Source organism: Sneathiella sp., from assembly GCF_036960985.1.
Lineage (GTDB): Bacteria > Pseudomonadota > Alphaproteobacteria > Sneathiellales > Sneathiellaceae > Sneathiella.
Genome location: NZ_JBALWD010000051.1, coordinates 1 through 18,795 on the forward strand (window position 1 = coordinate 1; position 18,795 = coordinate 18,795).

General features: G+C 49.9%; 16 protein-coding genes. 11 read left to right on the forward strand and 5 right to left on the reverse strand.

What is annotated here, in order from left to right:
• Positions 1–232: 232 nt before the first annotated feature.
• From dnaN to V7723_RS18885, 4 genes are all read left to right on the forward strand, one after another.
• On the forward strand, positions 233–1,351 hold the full coding sequence (gene dnaN / locus V7723_RS18870; RefSeq protein ID WP_335686051.1) for a DNA polymerase III subunit beta: 1,119 nt from the start codon (positions 233–235) through the stop codon (positions 1,349–1,351).
• A gap of 32 nt (positions 1,352–1,383) precedes the next feature.
• Positions 1,384–2,550, forward strand: coding sequence for a DNA replication/repair protein RecF (recF, locus tag V7723_RS18875; protein WP_335686052.1), 1,167 nt, complete (start codon positions 1,384–1,386; stop codon positions 2,548–2,550).
• 17 nt (positions 2,551–2,567) lie between these two features.
• Positions 2,568–4,997, forward strand: a complete 2,430-nt coding sequence (gyrB, locus tag V7723_RS18880; RefSeq protein ID WP_335686053.1) for a DNA topoisomerase (ATP-hydrolyzing) subunit B — start codon at positions 2,568–2,570, stop codon at positions 4,995–4,997.
• Between the two features lie 104 nt (positions 4,998–5,101).
• Entirely contained in the window at positions 5,102–7,207 is a 2,106-nt protein-coding gene (locus tag V7723_RS18885; RefSeq protein WP_335686054.1) for a transglycosylase domain-containing protein, read from the forward strand.
• Here the strand turns inward: V7723_RS18885 and V7723_RS18890 are convergent.
• From V7723_RS18890 to V7723_RS18905, 4 genes are read right to left on the reverse strand one after another with little or no spacing between them, the layout of a single operon-like run.
• A complete protein-coding gene (locus V7723_RS18890; RefSeq protein WP_335686055.1) occupies positions 7,204–8,403 on the reverse strand; it encodes a multidrug effflux MFS transporter in 1,200 nt (399 codons plus the stop codon). The two genes, V7723_RS18885 and V7723_RS18890, sit on opposite strands and share 4 nt — an antisense overlap.
• A gap of 47 nt (positions 8,404–8,450) precedes the next feature.
• On the reverse strand, positions 8,451–9,197 hold the full coding sequence (locus V7723_RS18895) for a M48 family metallopeptidase (protein ID WP_335686056.1): 747 nt from the start codon (positions 9,195–9,197) through the stop codon (positions 8,451–8,453).
• Positions 9,198–9,206: 9 nt separating this feature from the next.
• Complete coding sequence (locus V7723_RS18900; RefSeq protein WP_335686057.1) at positions 9,207–9,659, reverse strand: YcgN family cysteine cluster protein; 453 nt, start codon at positions 9,657–9,659, stop codon at positions 9,207–9,209.
• 21 nt (positions 9,660–9,680) lie between these two features.
• On the reverse strand, positions 9,681–11,324 hold the full coding sequence (locus tag V7723_RS18905) for a polyhydroxyalkanoate depolymerase (RefSeq protein WP_335686058.1): 1,644 nt from the start codon (positions 11,322–11,324) through the stop codon (positions 9,681–9,683).
• A 192-nt stretch (positions 11,325–11,516) separates the two neighbouring features.
• Here V7723_RS18905 and V7723_RS18910 point away from each other — a divergent pair, with 192 nt between their 5' ends.
• Positions 11,517–12,059 (forward strand): ankyrin repeat domain-containing protein, encoded by a 543-nt coding sequence (locus V7723_RS18910; protein WP_335686059.1) that lies wholly within the window; start codon positions 11,517–11,519, stop codon positions 12,057–12,059.
• A gap of 2 nt (positions 12,060–12,061) precedes the next feature.
• Here the strand turns inward: V7723_RS18910 and V7723_RS18915 are convergent, their stop codons facing one another.
• Positions 12,062–12,766, reverse strand: a complete 705-nt coding sequence (locus V7723_RS18915; RefSeq protein WP_335686060.1) for a lipid-binding SYLF domain-containing protein — start codon at positions 12,764–12,766, stop codon at positions 12,062–12,064.
• A 139-nt stretch (positions 12,767–12,905) separates the two neighbouring features.
• Between V7723_RS18915 and V7723_RS18920 the strand changes: the two genes are divergently transcribed.
• The 6 genes from V7723_RS18920 to rfaE1 all read left to right on the forward strand — a co-directional run.
• The gene (locus tag V7723_RS18920; protein ID WP_335686061.1) at positions 12,906–14,222 is read left to right on the forward strand and encodes an ActS/PrrB/RegB family redox-sensitive histidine kinase; all 1,317 of its coding nucleotides are present in this window, start codon (positions 12,906–12,908) and stop codon (positions 14,220–14,222) included.
• A gap of 71 nt (positions 14,223–14,293) precedes the next feature.
• Positions 14,294–14,821 carry an ActR/PrrA/RegA family redox response regulator transcription factor gene (locus V7723_RS18925; RefSeq protein WP_335686062.1) on the forward strand — a complete coding sequence of 176 codons (528 nt, stop codon included), beginning with the start codon at positions 14,294–14,296 and terminating at the stop codon, positions 14,819–14,821.
• A 7-nt stretch (positions 14,822–14,828) separates the two neighbouring features.
• A complete protein-coding gene (locus tag V7723_RS18930; protein ID WP_335686063.1) occupies positions 14,829–15,629 on the forward strand; it encodes a DNA-methyltransferase in 801 nt (266 codons plus the stop codon).
• Between the two features lie 8 nt (positions 15,630–15,637).
• On the forward strand, positions 15,638–16,876 hold the full coding sequence (locus V7723_RS18935; RefSeq protein ID WP_335686064.1) for a glycosyltransferase family 4 protein: 1,239 nt from the start codon (positions 15,638–15,640) through the stop codon (positions 16,874–16,876).
• Positions 16,877–16,959: 83 nt separating this feature from the next.
• Positions 16,960–17,538, forward strand: a complete 579-nt coding sequence (locus tag V7723_RS18940) for a D-sedoheptulose 7-phosphate isomerase (protein WP_335686065.1) — start codon at positions 16,960–16,962, stop codon at positions 17,536–17,538.
• Positions 17,539–17,545: 7 nt separating this feature from the next.
• Positions 17,546–18,795, forward strand: a 1,250-nt coding sequence (rfaE1, locus tag V7723_RS18945; protein WP_335686066.1) for a D-glycero-beta-D-manno-heptose-7-phosphate kinase, incomplete at its 3' end; no start/stop codon positions are given.

Genomic DNA, 18,795 nt, shown 5'->3' on the forward strand with positions numbered 1-18,795 from the left:
GCTTTGTATCTGCCTCTAAACACTTGGCATACTCAACGTCTTTCTGCTATACTGCACGGAATGATTCCGGAACATGTTGCATGTGCCAAAAATTCTGATTCAGGTTTACGAATCAATTTGTTAAGGCACCAGCAATAATTCCGAAAATCAGAGTATGAAATTATCGTTGTTGGCCGCTATCAGCCTAGATGGGGGTCATTTTTGAGTTTTGCCTTTAAGCCTAGTTGAGCCCATGAAACTGACCATTGAACGTAGCGCTTTTCTCTCATCCTTGAACCATGTGCAAAGCGTTGTAGAACGCCGGAATACTATCCCCATTCTATCTAATATTCTCCTGAATGCGCGAGATGGTTACCTCGGGTTGACTGCCACCGATCTGGATATCGCGATTAGCGATAAAGTGGCAGCAGATATAACAACCGAGGGGTCAATTACCGCCCCCGCCCATCTTTTGTATGATATTATCCGAAAGCTCCCTGAAGGCAGTCAGGTAGAGCTCGACTACAAAAGCGATGATGGGAGGATTGCAATTCGTTGCGGGCACTCCCAGTTTGCTTTGTCCTGCTTGCCGCAAGATGATTTTCCAATTATGGAGTCGGGTGAGCTTCCGCATAACTTCACCTTATCTACCAGTGTTCTTAAGCGCCTTATCGATAAAACACGGTTCGCTATCTCAACCGAAGAAACGCGCTATTACCTGAACGGCATATACCTGCATGCTGCGGACATCGACGGCGTACCGGTTCTGCGGGCCGTCGCCACCGATGGCCATAGATTGGCTCGGGTTGAAACGCCTATTCCGTCGGATGCTCAAGGAATGCCGGGTATAATTATCCCTCGCAAGGCCGTGAATGAAATTCGAAAATTGATAGACGATATGGATGGCGATGTCGCAATTTCGCTTTCCGATACGAAAATTTGTTTCTCGTTTGCCGACTCACTGCTCACCTCCAAGCTTATTGATGGAACTTTCCCGGACTACGAACGGGTAATCCCTGCAGGCAATGACAAAGTTCTTGAGCTAGACGGCAAATCTTTTGCACAAGCGGTAGACCGTGTATCTACAGTATCGACTGAAAAAACCCGAGCGATCAAACTGACATTGAGCAATGACCGGATTACATTATCCGCAACTGGATCAGATGCAGGAAGCGCAACCGAGGAAATTACGGCAACATATACATCTGGCGATATGGAGATCGGGTTTAATTCTAAATATCTTCTGGATATCACTGGCCAAATTGAAGGAGAAAATGCGCATTTCGTTCTTGCGGATGCTGGATCCCCGACAATCGTTAAGGATAGCGCCGATGACGGCGCGCTTTATGTTCTCATGCCAATGCGCGTTTAATGCAAAGGATGGCCGCTTAACCGGAGTATTACGTGTCTGCTTTTGCCATTACGCGCCTGATTTTGACCGATTTTCGAAATTACGACTATTTGAAAGTTGAAACAGACGACCGGCCCGTAGTTTTGACAGGGCTAAATGGTAGCGGCAAAACGAACCTTCTGGAGGCGATTTCTTTCCTGACGCCAGGTCGAGGCTTACGGCGAGCACGGCTAGGAGATGCTGCCAACAAGATGGGGGCGGGGCAGTGGGCGGTTGCCGCAGATGTGCAGTCTCCACTTGGAACAACAACGTTGGGGACGGGCCTTACGGCCAGCCCTTCAGAAAGTGGAAGCAAGGAAACCGCAGATCGACGGTCCGTTAAAATTGACGGGCAAATGATGAATAGCTCAGCAGCGCTTGCTGGCCAAGTGCGGGTTAACTGGCTGACCCCCCAGATGGATCGACTTTTCCAGGAAGGGGCAAGTGGGCGGCGGCGGTTTCTGGACAGATTGACGTTTGGATTTGATCCTGCGCACGGCAAGAGAACGACAGTTTTTGAAAAAGTAATGCGAGAGCGGAACAGATTATTGAAGCAAGGGCATTATGACAAACACTGGGTTATGTCACTAGAACGTACCCTATCAGAATCTGGAGTTGCGATAGCGGCAGCAAGGCAAGAGGCAGTGGACAGGTTGAATGCAGCAATGACAGTTGGCGGAACAGGACATGTTGCTAGTGCCTTTCCAAAAGCAGACCTTAATATTTCCGGCACTATCGAAGATTGGTTACAGAATATGCCGGCATTGGCGGCGGAAGATACGTATCGAGAAAAGCTTCAAACAAGTCGTCATATCGACGAAAAGGCTGGAAGTACAACGTTGGGACCGCACAGGAGCGATTTGGGTGTTCGGCACAAAGACAAAGACCTTCCGGCGGATCTTTGTTCGACTGGAGAACAAAAAGCACTGCTGATCTCGATTGTTTTAGCCGATGCAAGATTGCAGGCCGGACAACAGGGGCAGGCGCCAGTTCTGTTGTTAGACGAAATAACGGCCCATTTGGACCAGACACGTAGACAGGCCTTGTTTGACGAAATTGAGCAAATGAAGGCTCAGGCTTGGATGACGGGAACAGATTATTCTCTTTTTGCCGAACTTGGCGACAGAGCACAGTATTTGACAGTTGATAACGGCACCGTTAACACGCGGGCTGCTGACTGAAAGAGGAAATTAGGGTAATGAGTAACAAACAAGACCAAAGTAATGCGGAAGATTATGGCGCCGATTCCATCAAGGTTCTAAAAGGCCTCGATGCCGTTCGGAAGCGTCCTGGCATGTATATTGGCGACACCGACGATGGGTCTGGTTTACATCACATGGTGTATGAGGTTGTAGATAATGCCATCGATGAGGCGTTGGCGGGTTATTGTGATCTCGTGTTTGTCGCGCTGAACCCTGACGGTTCCGTTACGGTACGGGATAATGGCCGCGGAATTCCTGTCGATATTCATGAAGAAGAAGGAGTCTCTGCTGCGGAGGTGATTATGACTCAGCTTCACGCGGGCGGTAAATTTGACCAGAATTCCTATAAAGTTTCTGGCGGCTTGCATGGTGTTGGCGTTTCGGTGGTCAACGCCCTGTCCACACGACTTGATATGAAGATCTGGCGAAACGACAAAGAGCATCTTTTAAGTTTTGAACATGGCGAACCTGTTGGCTCACTGGAAGTAGGCGATGACGCAATAGGGAAGTCTGGAACAGAAATCACTTTCACGCCATCCCCTGGAACTTTTACGAATATCAAGTTTGAATTCTCAACTCTGGAACATCGGCTGCGTGAATTAGCCTTCCTGAATTCAGGTGTTTACATTCAGATAAACGATTTCAGATCGGCTGAGCCCGTCACAGTTGACCTCCATTACGATGGTGGTATTTCAGCATTTGTTGAGTATCTCGATCGCTCGAAATCCCCTCTAATTGGCCAGACTATTGATTTTAGTGCAGAGCGCGAAGACGTCACGGTTGAGGCGTCATTGCAATGGAACGACAGTTATCATGAGAATGTTCTGTGTTTCACAAATAATATTCCACAGCGTGATGGTGGTACTCATTTGGCCGGATTCAGGGCTGCATTAACCCGGACTATCAATCAATATGCGACTTCCAGTGGGTTGTCGAAAAAGGAAAAAGCAGTAATTACGGGCGATGATGCTCGCGAAGGGCTTACCTGCGTTGTCTCAGTGAAAGTACCTGACCCAAAATTTTCCTCGCAAACCAAAGACAAGCTGGTTTCCAGTGAAGTGAGACCTATTGTTGAAAGCAGTGTTTTTGAGGCCCTGACCCAATGGTTCGAAGAACATCCGAACGACGCCAAAATAGTTATCTCAAAAGTATTTGAAGCCGCCGCAGCACGAGAAGCGGCCCGAAAAGCACGAGAGCTTACACGGCGAAAAGGCGCACTGGATATCTCCAGCCTGCCCGGCAAACTTGCTGATTGCCAGTCTAAGGATCCGGCGATCTCCGAACTTTTCCTTGTGGAAGGGGACAGTGCGGGTGGTTCCGCCAAACAGGGCCGGGACCGTCACAATCAAGCTGTCTTACCGCTGAGGGGTAAAATCCTCAATGTTGAACGAGCGCGATTTGATCGCATGTTATCCTCAACAGAAATCGGAACGATGATTACGGCTTTGGGCACAGGTATTGGGCCGGAAGAGTTTAATATCGAAAAAACACGATACCATAAGATTATCATAATGACCGATGCGGACGTCGATGGTTCCCATATCCGCACGCTTTTACTGACATTTTTCTATCGTCAAATGCCCGAACTGATCGAAAAGGGATATCTCTATATTGCGCAGCCCCCTTTGTACAAAGTCGCACGCGGCAAGTCTTCTGTGTATCTAAAAGATCAACAGGCGATGGATGACTACCTTATCGAGCAGGGAATTGAAGACGTCGTTCTTGAACTTTCTTCCGGAGAGCAACGTAGCGGCCAGGATTTATTGGAATTAATAACCCGCGCGCGACAGGCGCGAGATCTTATTGACGCAATTGCTCGCCTTCAGAACCGATCGGTTGTTGAACAAGTGGCCATCGCCGGGGCGTTAAACGACGACGTTCTTAGTGATCCGGAAAAAGGACCTGAAGCTGCCAATTTTATTGCCCGCCGTTTGGACACCATTTCCTCGGAGACCGAACGCGGTTGGGTCGGCGAGGTTTTGCCAGACCATAGCCTTAAATTCAGCCGCGAAGTTCGCGGCGTTACAGAAGTCCAGCTAGTAGACAGTAATTTGATCCATTCTGCTGAAGCGAGACAGCTTAATTCAATGAAAGACGAATTGCAGGCCATTTACGCTGCGGCATCGACCTTCGTTCACAAAGATAAGCGGGAAATTGTCAATTCTCCGCTGGAACTCATGGATAAGGTTTTGACGCTCGGAAAGCGTGGATTGACAATGCAGCGGTATAAGGGCCTCGGCGAAATGAATCCCGATCAGCTGTGGGAAACAACGCTTGACCAAGATGCTCGAACTTTACTACAGGTGCGCGTTAATCATGGCGATGAAGCAGATCAGGTTTTCTCCACGCTTATGGGCGATGTTGTGGAGCCTCGACGGATCTTTATTCAAGAAAATGCACTAAAAGTGGGCGTTCTCGATGTTTAAGGTTAATTATTGAACAGGATAAAATCTCATTTTTGCCGCAAATGAGGTGGATACTCCGGCGTGAAGAAACAATTTTAGTAATTAGGACCTGAGTAAAGCAACTCATGAAAAAAGCCTCTAAAAGATCCGCCGGTAACTCTTCCCTAACGGTGCCTGGACGCTCGACTTATCCACAGCGCGGCAAAAGTAAAAACGCGAAACTGGCGACGACACGCAGGAAACCGGTTGCGCGGAAAAAGGCCGCCGCTCCTAAACGCAAACGTTCGGCACCGCCGCCGTCACGAGGTTGGGCTGGGCCTATTCTAAATTGGGGCGGCACTTTTGTTGTCTGGGGAATTCTAATCCTCGGTCTCTTTCTAGGATATTTCGCTTATACGCTTCCCGATATTTCTGGAATTGGTGTTATCGAAAAACGCCCTTCCATGGTTCTACAAACGAAGAATGGTGATCGGTTCACCACATATGGCGATTTGTACGGCGATATGTTACCGATCGAAGAAATACCTAGTTCCATGAAAGAGGCCGTACTGGCAACAGAAGATAGCCATTTTTATGATCATTTTGGTGTAAATCCAGTAAGCCTGACACGAGCGGCTTGGCGGAATTATCAAGCGGGGAAAGTTGTCCAGGGCGGCAGCACGATAACACAACAATTGGCGAAAAACCTGTTTCTCACACCTGAACGAACCATGGGACGTAAAGTCCGTGAACTGCTCCTCGCCTTTTGGCTGGAAACGGACTACACCAAAGATGAAATTCTCGCACTTTATCTAAATCGCATGTATTTCGGCTCCGGCACATACGGAATTGACGCCGCATCGCGTAAGTATTTCTCGAAACCGGCAACTCAATTAACAACTGCTGAATCAGCAATGCTCGCGGGGCTTTTGAAAGCGCCAACCTATTATGCGCCAACTTTAAGTCTTGAGCGCGCTCAAAATCGCGCCAGTGTCGTGGTCGGACGTATGGTTGACGAAGACTTTTTGACCGAAAGCCAGGCGTTGGCCGTTTTAGCCAAACCCGCCACTTTAAAAAACGTATCGCGCGATTTTCGCAATGTCCGGTATTTTGCCGATTGGGCCGTTAGCGAAGTCCAATCCTACATCGGCCGGACTGACAAGGATCTGATTGTCACCACGACGTTAGATTTGCAAATGCAGCGGGATGCGGAAATGGCCCTGGAAAATCGTTTGAAGGCTGATAGCAAGCTCAAAGACGTAGAGCAGGGGGCCTTCGTTGCCATGCACCCCAACGGCGCTGTCAAAGCTATGGTCGGTGGCCGAAGCTATTCGAAGTCAGTATATAACCGGGCGACCATTGCTCGTCGGCAACCCGGATCCGTCTTTAAGACCATTGTCTATCTTGCTGGATTTGAGAATGGGTTGGCACCAGATGATACTTTCACGGACGGGCCTATCAATATTGACGGCTGGAAACCCAACAATTACACGAAAAAATACAATGGTGACATGAGCCTGCGTGAAGCCTACGCCCGCTCCATCAATACCGTGGCCGTCAAAGTTACAGAAAGCATCGGACGAGATAAAGTGGCAGATATGGCCTCTAATTTGGGATTATCTGGTAATTTTCCTCTGCATCCATCTATTTCCCTTGGCACGAATGAAGTCTCTTTGCTCGAAATGACGGCAGCTCACGCCATTATCGCGAATGGCGGCACGCGTGTTTTGCCCTATGCCGTTCTTGAGATCCGCGAAAAAGGCGGAGATGTTTTGTATACCCGTCAAAGCTCCGGCCAGGGCCGCGTAATCAGCGCAAGCACAGTGAACAAAATGCAGGACGTAATGACCGCTGCCATAAAATGGGGAACTGGTAAGGCGGCTAATCCGGGGTTTGCCGCCGCCGGAAAAACCGGCACGACGCAGGATTACCGCGATGCCTGGTTTATAGGCTTTACGCCGGATCTAGTCGCAGGCGTATGGTTTGGAAACGATAATGGATCAACCACCAAGCGGGTTAATGGCAGCAATTTACCTGCTGTCGCTTGGAAAGATTTCATCCAACATAGTAATACGTCTCAGGCGATTGCTTTTGCCAAAGTTGAAGAGGAACCGGATACTTCCAGCCTATGGCAGAAAATTGTAAACTCGTTCAGCAAGAAACCAGGATCGGACGCCGATTTCGAAACGCGCACCACAGCTAATCGGATCAACACATACGATTACCCTGATGAGCGGACTAATCGACCTTAGTGATTTTGTTTCTGACGACCAACAACCACAATCTGAAAGACGAGACACGACAAGAGGCCCATCAACGCTATGGCGGAAACCATGGCCAGCTGCGTGCCGTCGTAAAGCAAAGCAATTACATAACCCAGTAGAGCCGCGAACCCCATCATCAAGAACCCCATAAAAGCGGAGGCAAGACCGGCTTTTTCTGGAAAAGGCGCCATGGCACCTGCTTGTGATTGCGGTAAAACCAGGCCAAGACCAATTGAGAACATCACCATCGGACCCATCACAGCAGCCACGTGGTTTATCTCAACGATACAGGCAGCCAGCATCAAGCTTCCCCCAACGGCAGAAATTCTTGTTCCAATTTTTAGAGAAAATATCAAACCGCGCCGCGCTGTTAATGCCGGCCCTATCAACGTCCCGGCCATAAAACCAAGCACGCCCATTCCGAAAAAATATCCGAAATGATCGGCTGCTACGTCAAACACTTCGATTAGAACAAGCGGCGATCCGGAAATAAAGGCAAACAAACCGCCGAAGCAAAGCCCGCCGGAAACAGCAAAGCCCATAAATTCCGGATTTTTCGCAAGGGTTCGATAATTTATAAATATATGCGCCGGCCGCAGTGCATTTTTGTCTTTAGCCAAATGAGATTCATCAATCAATAAAATAACGGCGAGCGCGACGAGAAGCCCCGCGCAACCTAAAAAGACAAAAACGGACTGCCATCCGTAGAATGCCGCCAGATATCCTCCCAGAATCGGCGCAATAGCCGGCGCAAACCCCATGATAGTGCCCATGCGCGATAATTGTTTTGCAGCCAAATCACGTTGATACAAATCTCGGACCATTGCCCTGGGGACAACAATCGCTGCACAAACACCCAATGCCTGAATAAACCTGAACAAAATAAATTCATCAATATCCTCCGCAAGCAGACAGGCGAAACTGGCGGCGACAAAGACCAAAAGGCCCGAAATCAAGATTGGCTTTCGTCCAAACCGGTCTGTTAGCGGCCCATAAATCAACTGGCAGCCCGCAATAGTAAAGGTAAAGATGCTCAGGGTTAATTGAACTTCTGCAACACTTGCACCAAATACTTCTGCCAGGAGAGGAAAGGTTGGCAGATACATATCCGTAGACAACGGCCCAATAGCAACGGCCGCTGACAAGAACACGGTAAAGGATATGGATTGTGGAGACAGACGCATATGCTGACTTTTCTATAATAAAGCTGCTTCAAGTGTTACTTTGGAGGTTACGGGCCGTATCGGTGAGCTTCTGGTCCATGCCGAGTAAGCCACTTTTTTGCAGCCTTCACGTCAGTATTCAAACCGTTTACGACACCCCAGAATTGCGCGGAATGGTTCATGTGCCGTAAATGGGCTACCTCATGGGCGACAACATAATCCAACACAAACTCCGGCATTAAAAAAAGCCGCCAGGAAAAGTTTAGTTGGCCCGTTGAGGAACAACTGCCCCATCTTGTTTTCTGATCACGAAGGGTAATTCCTGTATGCATGACGCCTAGTTGGGCCGTATAATTTAGAACCCTTGGGGTGATTTCACGTTTAGCCGCCTTTTTAATCCAGTCCTTTATACGGCGTGGCACATGCTCAATTTGACCCGTTACGAAAATCTGGCAATCCTCAGACCAAACGAGTCCGCGTTCGTTGGGAACATGCTTGATAATATGTGGCGTTCCAAGAAGAGGAAGTTTTGATTCAGGTAAAAATGGTATTGTTTCCGGTATTTTTTCTATTTTTTCTGCGACCCACGGAAGTTCCCGTTTCAAAAAGGCGAGGCCTTCTTTTGTTGAGGCCCGTAGCGGCAATATCAAGACAACGCCGGCTTGCCGATCAATGCGTAATTTAAGACGGGAGGCACGGGGACTGTGTTTTATTTCAACGGGTACTTGGCGCTGTTCCAGTTGTAAGTAGGGATGAGGTCCGTCGATATACTCAGGAAAAGCTGTCAAACTGCTTGAGCTGCGAAGTTTAAACACAACGGTCTCTCATGCTATGTCTTCTTCTGGCCAGTCAACAATATGATCTTCAAGATCTCCGGCCTTTCTTTCGGATGTCGCACGACCGCGGACCGAGATTCCAGCTTCATGTACAGTATTTGGATTATTCGACACAAGCGGATGCCACCAGGCAAGTGGTTTCCCCTCTGAAAGAAGCCGATAAGCGCAGGTTTTAGGCATCCACCGTAAAGTTGGTACGATCTCCGGTGTCATGGTTATACAGTCGGGAACAAGAACAGAGCGATCCGGGTAACGCGTGCATTGGCATGTCCCCATGTCAAGAAGGCGGCACGCGACATCCGTATAGGCAAGCTCCAGCGTATCTTCATCTTCCAATTTCAGAAGGCAGCATTTAGCACAGCCATCACACAATGATTCCCATTGTGTCTTGGACATATCTTCCAATGGGACCGTTTCCCAAAAAGGCGCATCAATCTCCACATTATTATTCTTTGTCAGTCGTCAGGCTTTCTTTTTTGCAGGTGCTTTCGCAGGATTTTTATGCACAGCAACCGTTTTGTGTGCCTCAACCTTAGCTGTTTTCGGAGCCACAGCAACTGGTTTTTCCACGCTCGCCTTCTGAACAGCCGGTGGTGCAGGCTTGACCGTTTCAAGAACCGCGGCTTCTTTCTTTGGAGCCGCTTTTTTCGCCATCGCTGCCTTTTTCGGAGCAGGCAGAGCCGACTTCGCCACCTTCTTTACAGCCGGCGACACAGACTTGACTGTTTTAAGAACCGGAGCTTCTTTCTTTGGAGCCGCTTTTTTCGCAATAGGTGCCTTTTTCGGGGCAGGTGGAGCCTTCTTTGCCACCTTTTTTGGTGCCAATTTCACATTACCTGCTTGTTCCGTATCTTTTTGTACAAGATATAAAGGTGCTGCAGTACCCATTTCATGTTTGAGAATGAAATCTGAAATTCGTGGGGCAATTTCACTATTAAACCGGCGACCATTGAACACGCCATAATGCCCAACGCCCTTTTGTTCATAATGCGCTTTCTTGCTTTCCGGAATATTGTTGCAAATATCATGAGCGGCAACAGTTTGGCCAATACCAGAAATATCGTCCAATTCGCCTTCAACAGTCATCAATGCTGTGTTGGAAATCGCTGAGGTGTCAACAAGGCGATCCCCGCGATACATCATTTCACCTTTTGCCAGCGCTTGTTTTTGAAATACCGTTTCAATGGTCTGCAAGTAATATTCTGCTGTCAGGTCCATCACCGCATTATATTCGGAGTAGAACGCCCTATGTTTGTCAGCGCTATCACCATCTCCTTGTACAAGATGGTCAAACTGACGGGCATGAGCTTCCATATGCCGGTCTAGGTTCATGCTCATAAAACCACTTAGCTGCAGAAACCCAGGATAAACCCGGCGAAATGCACCCGGGTAGCCAATAGGAACGTGGTTGATAACGGTTTTCTCGAACCAATCAAGTGAATGATCCATGGCGAGCTTGCACGGTGCCGTCGGATGTCGACGTGTATCAATTGGGCTGCCCATCAACGTCACTGTTGCAGGAATGTTTGGATTGTCTTCTTCTGCCATCAACGCCGTTGCAGCCAGCACCGGTACGCCGGGTTGGCACACTGCCATGACGTGGGTATTTGGTCCAAGAAACTCGAGGAACTCCTGAACATAATCAATATAGTCATCCAAATCAAAGCGCCCATCAATCAGGGGTACATTGGATGCATCACGCCAATCCGTAATGTAAACGTCATGGTTTTTAATCATGGTTTCGACAGTGCCGCGCAACAGTGTGGCAAAATGTCCTGACATGGGCGCAACAATCAACAGTTTCGGGTCTTTGCGCGTTGTGTCACGTTTAAAATGCTTCAGTTGGCCAAAACATTTCCGCGAAAGATTTTCTTCGGTCACCGCAACTGTTCGACCGTCGACTTCAACCTGACTTATTCCAAACGCCGGTTTCCCATGATATTGCGTCGTTTCCGCGAATAACTCGTAAGCCGCCGCCAAAGTCTGTGCCTGAGGTGTTTCCGCCATAGGATTAAAAGGGCTTCGTAAGACCTGGGATTGCATCTGCGCCGCCATGCGCAACGGAGAAAGAACCATTCTCTGGAACTCATTAAATTGGTAAAGCAACTTATTCTCCTTACATCCATGTTACCGTGCGCTGCAATCAACGCCGGTCTTTTATTTCGCTGCACTGCAACATAATACACGAAAGTTATGGAAACGTTAGCAATATTTGCAACTTTGTGACCTCTCCTATAACAATAGGTCCATATTAAACCTATGTATTCTTCATCGACTGAATTTTAAAAGGCTAATTGTATGAAACTCTATCTGTACGTTTTCGCCTTATTATTGTTTGCAGTTACTCCAGTTTCAGCCCAGTCGATTTTTGGTGGAGATGAAGTTTTCACGGAAGCGGCCAGAGATAATGCGAAAGCCGTCGAAGAATATCTTCTTACGGGAAATAACGTAAATTCTCGAAACAATAAAAAGGTGCCGCTACTAGTCGCTGCCGCCACAGCAGGGGCTGTCAAATCTGTGAAAATATTGATCAAGCATAAAGCGCAAATCGATCTATCAGACAACTTGGGAAATACGGCTTTAATGCAAGCTGCAGCCTACGGTTCGGTAGAAGTGATCGATGTTTTGCTGGCAAACAAGGCGAAAGTTGACGCCGAAAACCGGCAAGGTGAAACCGCTCTTATAAAGGCCGCACACGCCGGTCATCTTGAAGTCATCCAGCTGCTTCTGGAAAATCAGGCGAACACTGGAATTACGGATTTTACGGGACGAACGGCTCTGGACCATGCGGACCAGAACCGTCATCGCGCTATCGCAAAACTATTGCGCGAAAGCAATTAGTTTTAGGGGGCTTCTGCCGCTTTCAACGCTGCCCGTAAACCGTCTGATTGAGCGTTATTCACGCTGCGATCAATGACGATCGCCGTCGGAGTGACCGCTTTACCGTAATAAAGTTCATTCCACTCTTTTTTTGTGGTCAGGACCGAACCGGCAACGGACGCCCCAATAAACAAACCTTTCGCATTCGCGAAGGAGAAAACATCTGAATTCAGATTCGTCGTTGTCGCAGCACCCACAGCCGTCCCGACTGGCCCTACCGCCGCACTCAAATCCGCACCAAGCTTGACATTATTGTTAATTATCGCTTTTACGCCTTTTTCGGTCATCACGACAAGCACCAATTCTTTTGCCTGTGCGCCGAACTGCAGGCCGATACTACCCTGACCCATGGCATAGAAAGCAGGTGACGTCCAATTTCCTTCTTCGTCCTGGCCAAGCAACACGCCGCTACCACCCGCACCGCCGATAAAAAATCCCGCTTCGAGAATTTGTGGGAAAACAACGACACCTTTGGCCACAGCCAATAGTTTCCTAAATTCTCCCAAGTCCGGGTTTTTTGACAAACCCTCGATGGTGAGTTTAGCTTTCTGCACCAACAAATCTTGGTTTTCACCGGCTGTCGCCAATGACGATGTTCCAGCAAAAAGAAGGCCGGCAGCCATAAACGACAAAATTGACCGTCGAACAAGGTTGATCGTTTCTCGCATATCATTATCCTTAATTGGTCTATAACAAGACATCAAGTTTCGTAAAATAAGGTGGTGTTCAATAGTGTCATTAGTATGACTTCGGTGGACAGCAATTAATAGTCGAAAAACAACATGCGCATTAGGAAATCGTGAAATAATGTCTAGCATCTCCGGTAGCAAAGGTGATTTTGACTCTATTATAGGCACATCCAACGGCATGCGGCTGCAAACCCTGGTCTATATCCGGTGGCTTGCCGTTCTTGGCCAAGCCCTCACCGTCTTTATTGTTCATTTCGGCTTCAGCTACGAGATGCCCGTCGTGCCGGTCGCCGCCCTTGTTTCCGCTAGCGCCATTTTGAATATTCTAGTCACTCTTAGCCAGCCAACATCCCAGAGACTATCTGATCGTGGCGCCATTTTATATCTGGTCTATGACATCTTGCAGTTGGCTGGTCTCTTGTATTTCACGGGAGGATTAACAAATCCATTTTCAGTGTTATTCCTCGTTCCTGTCACGATCTCTGCAACCAACCTGTCCCGCCGCGGAACTCTTTTTCTGGGTATAATCACTTTAATCTGTATTTCCGTCCTTGCAGTTATCCACGAACGGTTACCGCTCCCACAAGGTTCGCTCTTACTCTCAACGACATACATTTTGGCAATCTGGGCCGCTCTAGTCCTCGGCACTCTGTTTCTCTCCGGGTATGCCTGGCTCATCGCGGCCGATGCGCGAAAAATGTCAGACGCCTTAACCATCGCCCGGTTTGAGCTGGCACGGGAACAACAATTATCCGCTGTTGGCGGGATTGCGGCGGCAGCGGCCCATGAGCTTGGCACCCCTCTCAATACGATTTTACTGATTTCACAAGAGCTTTCGCAAGATCTTGCCGACGATAAATTACACGCAGAAGACGCCGCGCTTCTACATACCCAAGCGAAGAAATGTGCGGAAGTTCTCGCGCAGCTTTCGAGGCGACCGGATACGGAACGGTTTCTTCAAGATGAAGCACATCACAATTATTTATCCATCGATGATTTCTTCACGTTGATCGCAGAGAAATACCAAGAGCCCGAAAAAAGCATTGAAATTCTCAATCATGGCGATGAAACAAGCAAGCCGAAGCTATTTTCGACGCCGGAATTGCGTCACGGCCTAGGTAATTTGATCAGCAATGCCGCGGAATTTGCAAAAGCCGCTGTGATCATTGATCTTTTTTGGGACGAAAAAACAGTGCGTGCTGAAATCAGAGATGATGGTCCAGGGTTTTCAACGGAAATACTGGCGCGGCTGGGCGAGCCCTATATGTCAAGCCGGCGTGGTAAAGGCGGCATGGGTTTGGGCGTGTTTATTGCCGATATGCTAATCAAAAGGAGCCGGGGCGAGGTGTCTTTTCGAAATGCAAAGCCTCACGGCGCCATCGCCGTGGTGGTCTGGTCACGGCAAAAACTCGAAAAAACCGACCCTTTCACCTGACGCAAAATGTGATACTGTAACCAGATGATATTGGTGCGCCGTTCCGCCGGCGCAAAAAGCTAGAGGAAACAATGGACGACAAGCCTTTATTGATCGTCGATGACGACGAAATATTCCTGAACCGGCTTGGCCGGTCCATGGAAAGACAAGGTTTCCAGCCAACTTTGGCAAGCAGTGTCGCCGATGGCAAGAGATGTGCCGCAGAATCTGCGCCCGATTATGCGGTAGTCGATTTACGCCTTCAGGACGGCAATGGGCTAGAGGTGGTCGAAGCCATTCGTCAGGTCAATAAAGATGCGAGTATCGTCATGCTCACGGGATATGGAAATATTGCCTCAGCGGTCGCTGCGGTTAAGGCCGGGGCCATCGATTATCTGGCAAAACCGGCCAATGTGGAAGATATTGTCAGTGCCTTGCTCGCAGACAAAGACGCCAAACCCCAACCGCCGGAAAACCCCATGTCCGCGGACCGTGTCCGCTGGGAACATATCCAGCGGGTATATGAACTTTGCGATCACAATATTTCGGAAACTGCCCGGCGCCTGAACATGCATCGGCGAACCCTTCAACGCATTATGGCCAAGCGGTCACCACAGTAGAGTATTTATGGGTCTTCAAAATCCTGAACCACGACTGATTTGCGGCGATGCAGCAGACGAAATGTCGAAACTTGCCAGCAATAGCGTTGATCTTATTGTCGCCGACCCGCCGTATAATCTGGGCAAGAATTATGGCAACAACATCGACAGGAAAGACCGGGCCGATTATCGCGCCTTTACGGAAAACTGGCTCGGTCAATGTCATCGGATCCTGAAACCCGGTGGCTCACTCTATTGCTTCATGGGCGTGAAGTTTATCGCCTCTCTTTATGTGATGTTGGAAGAAACACTGGAGATGACGGCGCAAGGCTGGATTACTTGGCATTATACACAAGGCATGGGCCGTAAACGTGGCTTTTCGCCGCGTCATGAAGATATTCTCTGGTTTTCAAAAGGGCCGGACGCCACCTTCAATCTCGACGATGTCCGGGTGCCACAAAAATATTATCGCAAACGCAATAATATGAGCGGCGCCAATCCGGGCGATGTCTGGCAGTTCAGTCATGTTCATTATTGTGCGGCCGAACGCTTGCCCCATCCTACCCAAAAACCCGAAGCCTTGATCGAGCGGATCATTGCCGCCTCATCCAATCCCGGCGATATCGTCCTGGATCCTTTCCTTGGCAGCGGGACAACTGCAAGAGTGGCGAAGGTACTTGGCAGAAAGCCCGTGGGTATCGAGATCAATCCGGATTATTTGGCCATGGCGACCGCGCGTTTGGCCGAACCGTTCGACGGTTTTGACAGCGTTGATCCACGACGCGCCCGCACGTCCCGGGATCTACCCAAAGCGACAGTGGAGGGATAGTCGCCCAAATGCGCGTACTTTTCCTGCATAATAATTTTCCCGCCCAGTATCGGCATGTGGCCCGGCATCTGGCGGAAGACAAGGCCAATCAGGTGATTTTCGCGTCTCATCGGGTGCCGGAAAAAATCCCGGGCGTGGTCAATGTGCAGTTCAAACCACATCGGATAGGCAAGTCGGATACTCACCATTACCTGAGGAACTTTGAAACCGCCGTGATAAACGGCCAGTCGGTCTTTCGCCTCTGTATCAAACTGAAGAAACAGGGGTTTTCGCCGGATATCATCTGCTCACATTCCGGCTGGGGGAACAGTCTGTATGTGAAGGACGTGTTTCCAGACGCCCGCCTGCTCAGCTATTTCGAATGGTATTATCACGCCCATGGCGCGGACGCGGACTTTTTAAAAGACTCCGACGTGGGCTTTGACGATGCTGGCCGCATCCGGACCAAAAACGCCGCATTGCTTATGGATCTCGCCGCCTGCGACTGGGGGCAGGTGCCGACGCAGTTTCAGTTGTCACAAATACCAGATGTGTTTCACCGGAAACTATCCCGGCTGCATGACGGCGTCGATACGGATTTCTTTAAGCCCAACCCTAAGGCCTCGAAAATCATTGGCGATCTCGACGTGAGCGAGGCTTCGGAGATCCTCACCTATGCCACGCGCGGCATGGAGCCGTATCGCGGATTTCCGGAATTTATGCGAGCGGCGGCGTTGCTCATGAAAAAACGCCCAAACCTTCATGTTATCGTCGTCGGCGAGGACCGTGTCGCCTATGGCAAGAAACTGCCAGAAGGAGACGGGTGGGGCAAACGGATGCGGGAAGAATTGCAGCCGGATCCGGACCGTCTGCATTTTACCGGTCATCTTTCCTATGAGGACTATGTGAAAGTTCTCCAGATTTCCACGGTGCAGGCCTATTTAACCGTCCCGTTCGTGCTCAGTTGGTCGCTGATTGAAAGTCTATCGTGTGGCGCCCTGATTGTGGCGTCGGATACGGCGCCGGTGCGCGAAATCATGGAACATGGCAAAAACGGTTTTTTAGCCGACTTTTTTGACCATGAAGCCTTTGCTGCCCAAATTGAAGATGTCTTGAAATCTGCAGATACTCTGGCGCATATTCGAAGCGCCGCCCGGCAAACTGTCCTCGACCATTATGCGCATAAAGATCTGTTGCCGCAGCAATTGCAATTAATCCATGATGTTGCGGCAGGACGAATTCCGCCCGGCAACGCCGCTGCCAAATGACGCACCAAATAACTCTGCGTTTGCAGGCGCGCAACGTTTATACTATTACCGCTAAAGGTAATTCTTTTTGAAAGTAGGCTAAAGTGGATCCGTTAGCATATTTTAACAGTGAACTGGACGATCATGCGGCCGTGCTCGCGCGGACTCATGCTGATATGGCGGACCCTTTTGTTGCCATGCTCGACGCCTGGGTAAAAGCCATCGAAGACGGGCATAAAATCATGTTTTTTGGAAATGGCGGGAGCGCCGCCGATGCACAGCATCTCTCCGCCGAACTTGTGATCCGCTTTATGGATGACCGTAAACCCATCGCCGCCATTGCCCTCAATACTGATACGTCGGCTTTGACTGCCGGGGCAAATGATCTGGGATATGACGCGGTTTTCGCACGGCAAATCGACGCATTGGGAAAAACAGGCGATATCGCCGTTGGCTTCACCACTTCCGGTACCAGCCCGAATATTGTCGCCGCGCTGGAAATGGCACGCACCAAGGGCTTGGTGAGCTGCGCCTTTACCGGGCGAGACGGAGGCCGCATGCCAGACCTTGCCGATCATTGCCTGATTGTTCCGGCCCAGTCTACCCGGCGCATTCAGGAAATGCATATCACTCTGGGCCATATGCTGTGCGGCGCCCTCGAACAATCCCTGAAACTGGTCTGAGGCCCCCATGCAACATCGATCCCATCTTCTCGGCGCACTGGATAAATTCAAGGATATCAATGTTTTAGTGCTTGGTGATGTCATGCTGGACAGATTTGTCTATGGCACGGCGACGCGGATTTCGCCCGAAGCACCGATCCCGGTTCTGAATATCTCCCATCAGGTACAGATGCTGGGTGGGGCCGGAAATGTGGTGCGTAATATCGCCTCGCTAGGCGGAAAGGCCCAGCTGGTCTCCGTTGTCGGGAGCGATGCAGAAGGCGCAGAAATCGAACGCTTATTGGCAGAAGATAGCGCTTTGACGCCACATCTGGTGAAATCAGTCGGTCGACCGACTACGGTTAAATCCCGATTTGTCGCTGATGGTCAACAGCTGCTGAGAAGCGACCATGAGGCGACCCATTCCCTACAGGCGGAAACCGCTGAAAAGCTGCTTGCCGGCTTTGATGAAGCCCTGAAAACCGCAGATATCATTGTCCTGTCCGACTATGCCAAGGGTGTTTTGTCCGATCCGGTCCTGTTTGAAGCCATTGAGCGGGGCAGGCAGGCCGGCATCCCCATCATTGCCGATCCGAAATCTGATGATTTCAGCCGCTATTCCGGTGTCACGTTGATTACGCCCAACCGCAAGGAAATGATCGCCGCCAGCGGCCTGCCCTGTGGCAGCAATGCCGAGGTGGAACGGGCGGCCCTCGCGGTTCTCGCGGCCTCCGGGCTCAAAGCCATTTTGGTGACCCGCTCGGAGGCCGGTATGAGCCTCATATCCGACGCCGCAAGCCATCATATACCCGCCGAAGCGCAGGAAGTTTTCGACGTTTCTGGGGCCGGAGACAGTGTCATTGCCAGTCTTGCATTGGCTCTTGGCGCCACGGCGCCACAAGCCGAAGCGGCCTATCTAGCCAATCTGGCGGGCAGTATCGCCGTCGCCAAATCCGGGACGGCCACGGTCACAACGGACGATCTTCGTGAACGGCTGCATAGCGCAGAAACCCACGGGATTGACCAGAAAATCACCAGCCTCGACCAGACCTTGGAGCGGGTGTCCAACTGGCGCAGTCGCGGGTTGAAAGTTGGCTTTACCAATGGCTGTTTTGACTTGGTACATCCGGGACATATCTCCCTGATCGAGCAATCGAAAGCCGAATGTGACCGCTTGATTGTCGGGCTGAACACAGACGACAGCATCAAACGGCTGAAAGGCCCGGACCGCCCGGTTACTTCTGAGAATTCCCGCGCCATTGTGCTGGCCAGCCTCAG

Coding starts and splice junctions, on each gene's coding strand:
- dnaN (WP_335686051.1), top strand. CDS start 233: ATGAAACTGACCATTGAACGTAGCGCTTTTCTCTCATCCTTGAACCAT.
- gyrB (WP_335686053.1), top strand. CDS start 2,568: ATGAGTAACAAACAAGACCAAAGTAATGCGGAAGATTATGGCGCCGAT.
- V7723_RS18885 (WP_335686054.1), top strand. CDS start 5,102: ATGAAAAAAGCCTCTAAAAGATCCGCCGGTAACTCTTCCCTAACGGTG.
- V7723_RS18890 (WP_335686055.1), bottom strand. CDS start 8,403: ATGCGTCTGTCTCCACAATCCATATCCTTTACCGTGTTCTTGTCAGCG.
- V7723_RS18910 (WP_335686059.1), top strand. CDS start 11,517: ATGAAACTCTATCTGTACGTTTTCGCCTTATTATTGTTTGCAGTTACT.
- V7723_RS18915 (WP_335686060.1), bottom strand. CDS start 12,766: ATGCGAGAAACGATCAACCTTGTTCGACGGTCAATTTTGTCGTTTATG.
- V7723_RS18920 (WP_335686061.1), top strand. CDS start 12,906: ATGTCTAGCATCTCCGGTAGCAAAGGTGATTTTGACTCTATTATAGGC.
- V7723_RS18925 (WP_335686062.1), top strand. CDS start 14,294: ATGGACGACAAGCCTTTATTGATCGTCGATGACGACGAAATATTCCTG.
- V7723_RS18930 (WP_335686063.1), top strand. CDS start 14,829: ATGGGTCTTCAAAATCCTGAACCACGACTGATTTGCGGCGATGCAGCA.
- V7723_RS18935 (WP_335686064.1), top strand. CDS start 15,638: ATGCGCGTACTTTTCCTGCATAATAATTTTCCCGCCCAGTATCGGCAT.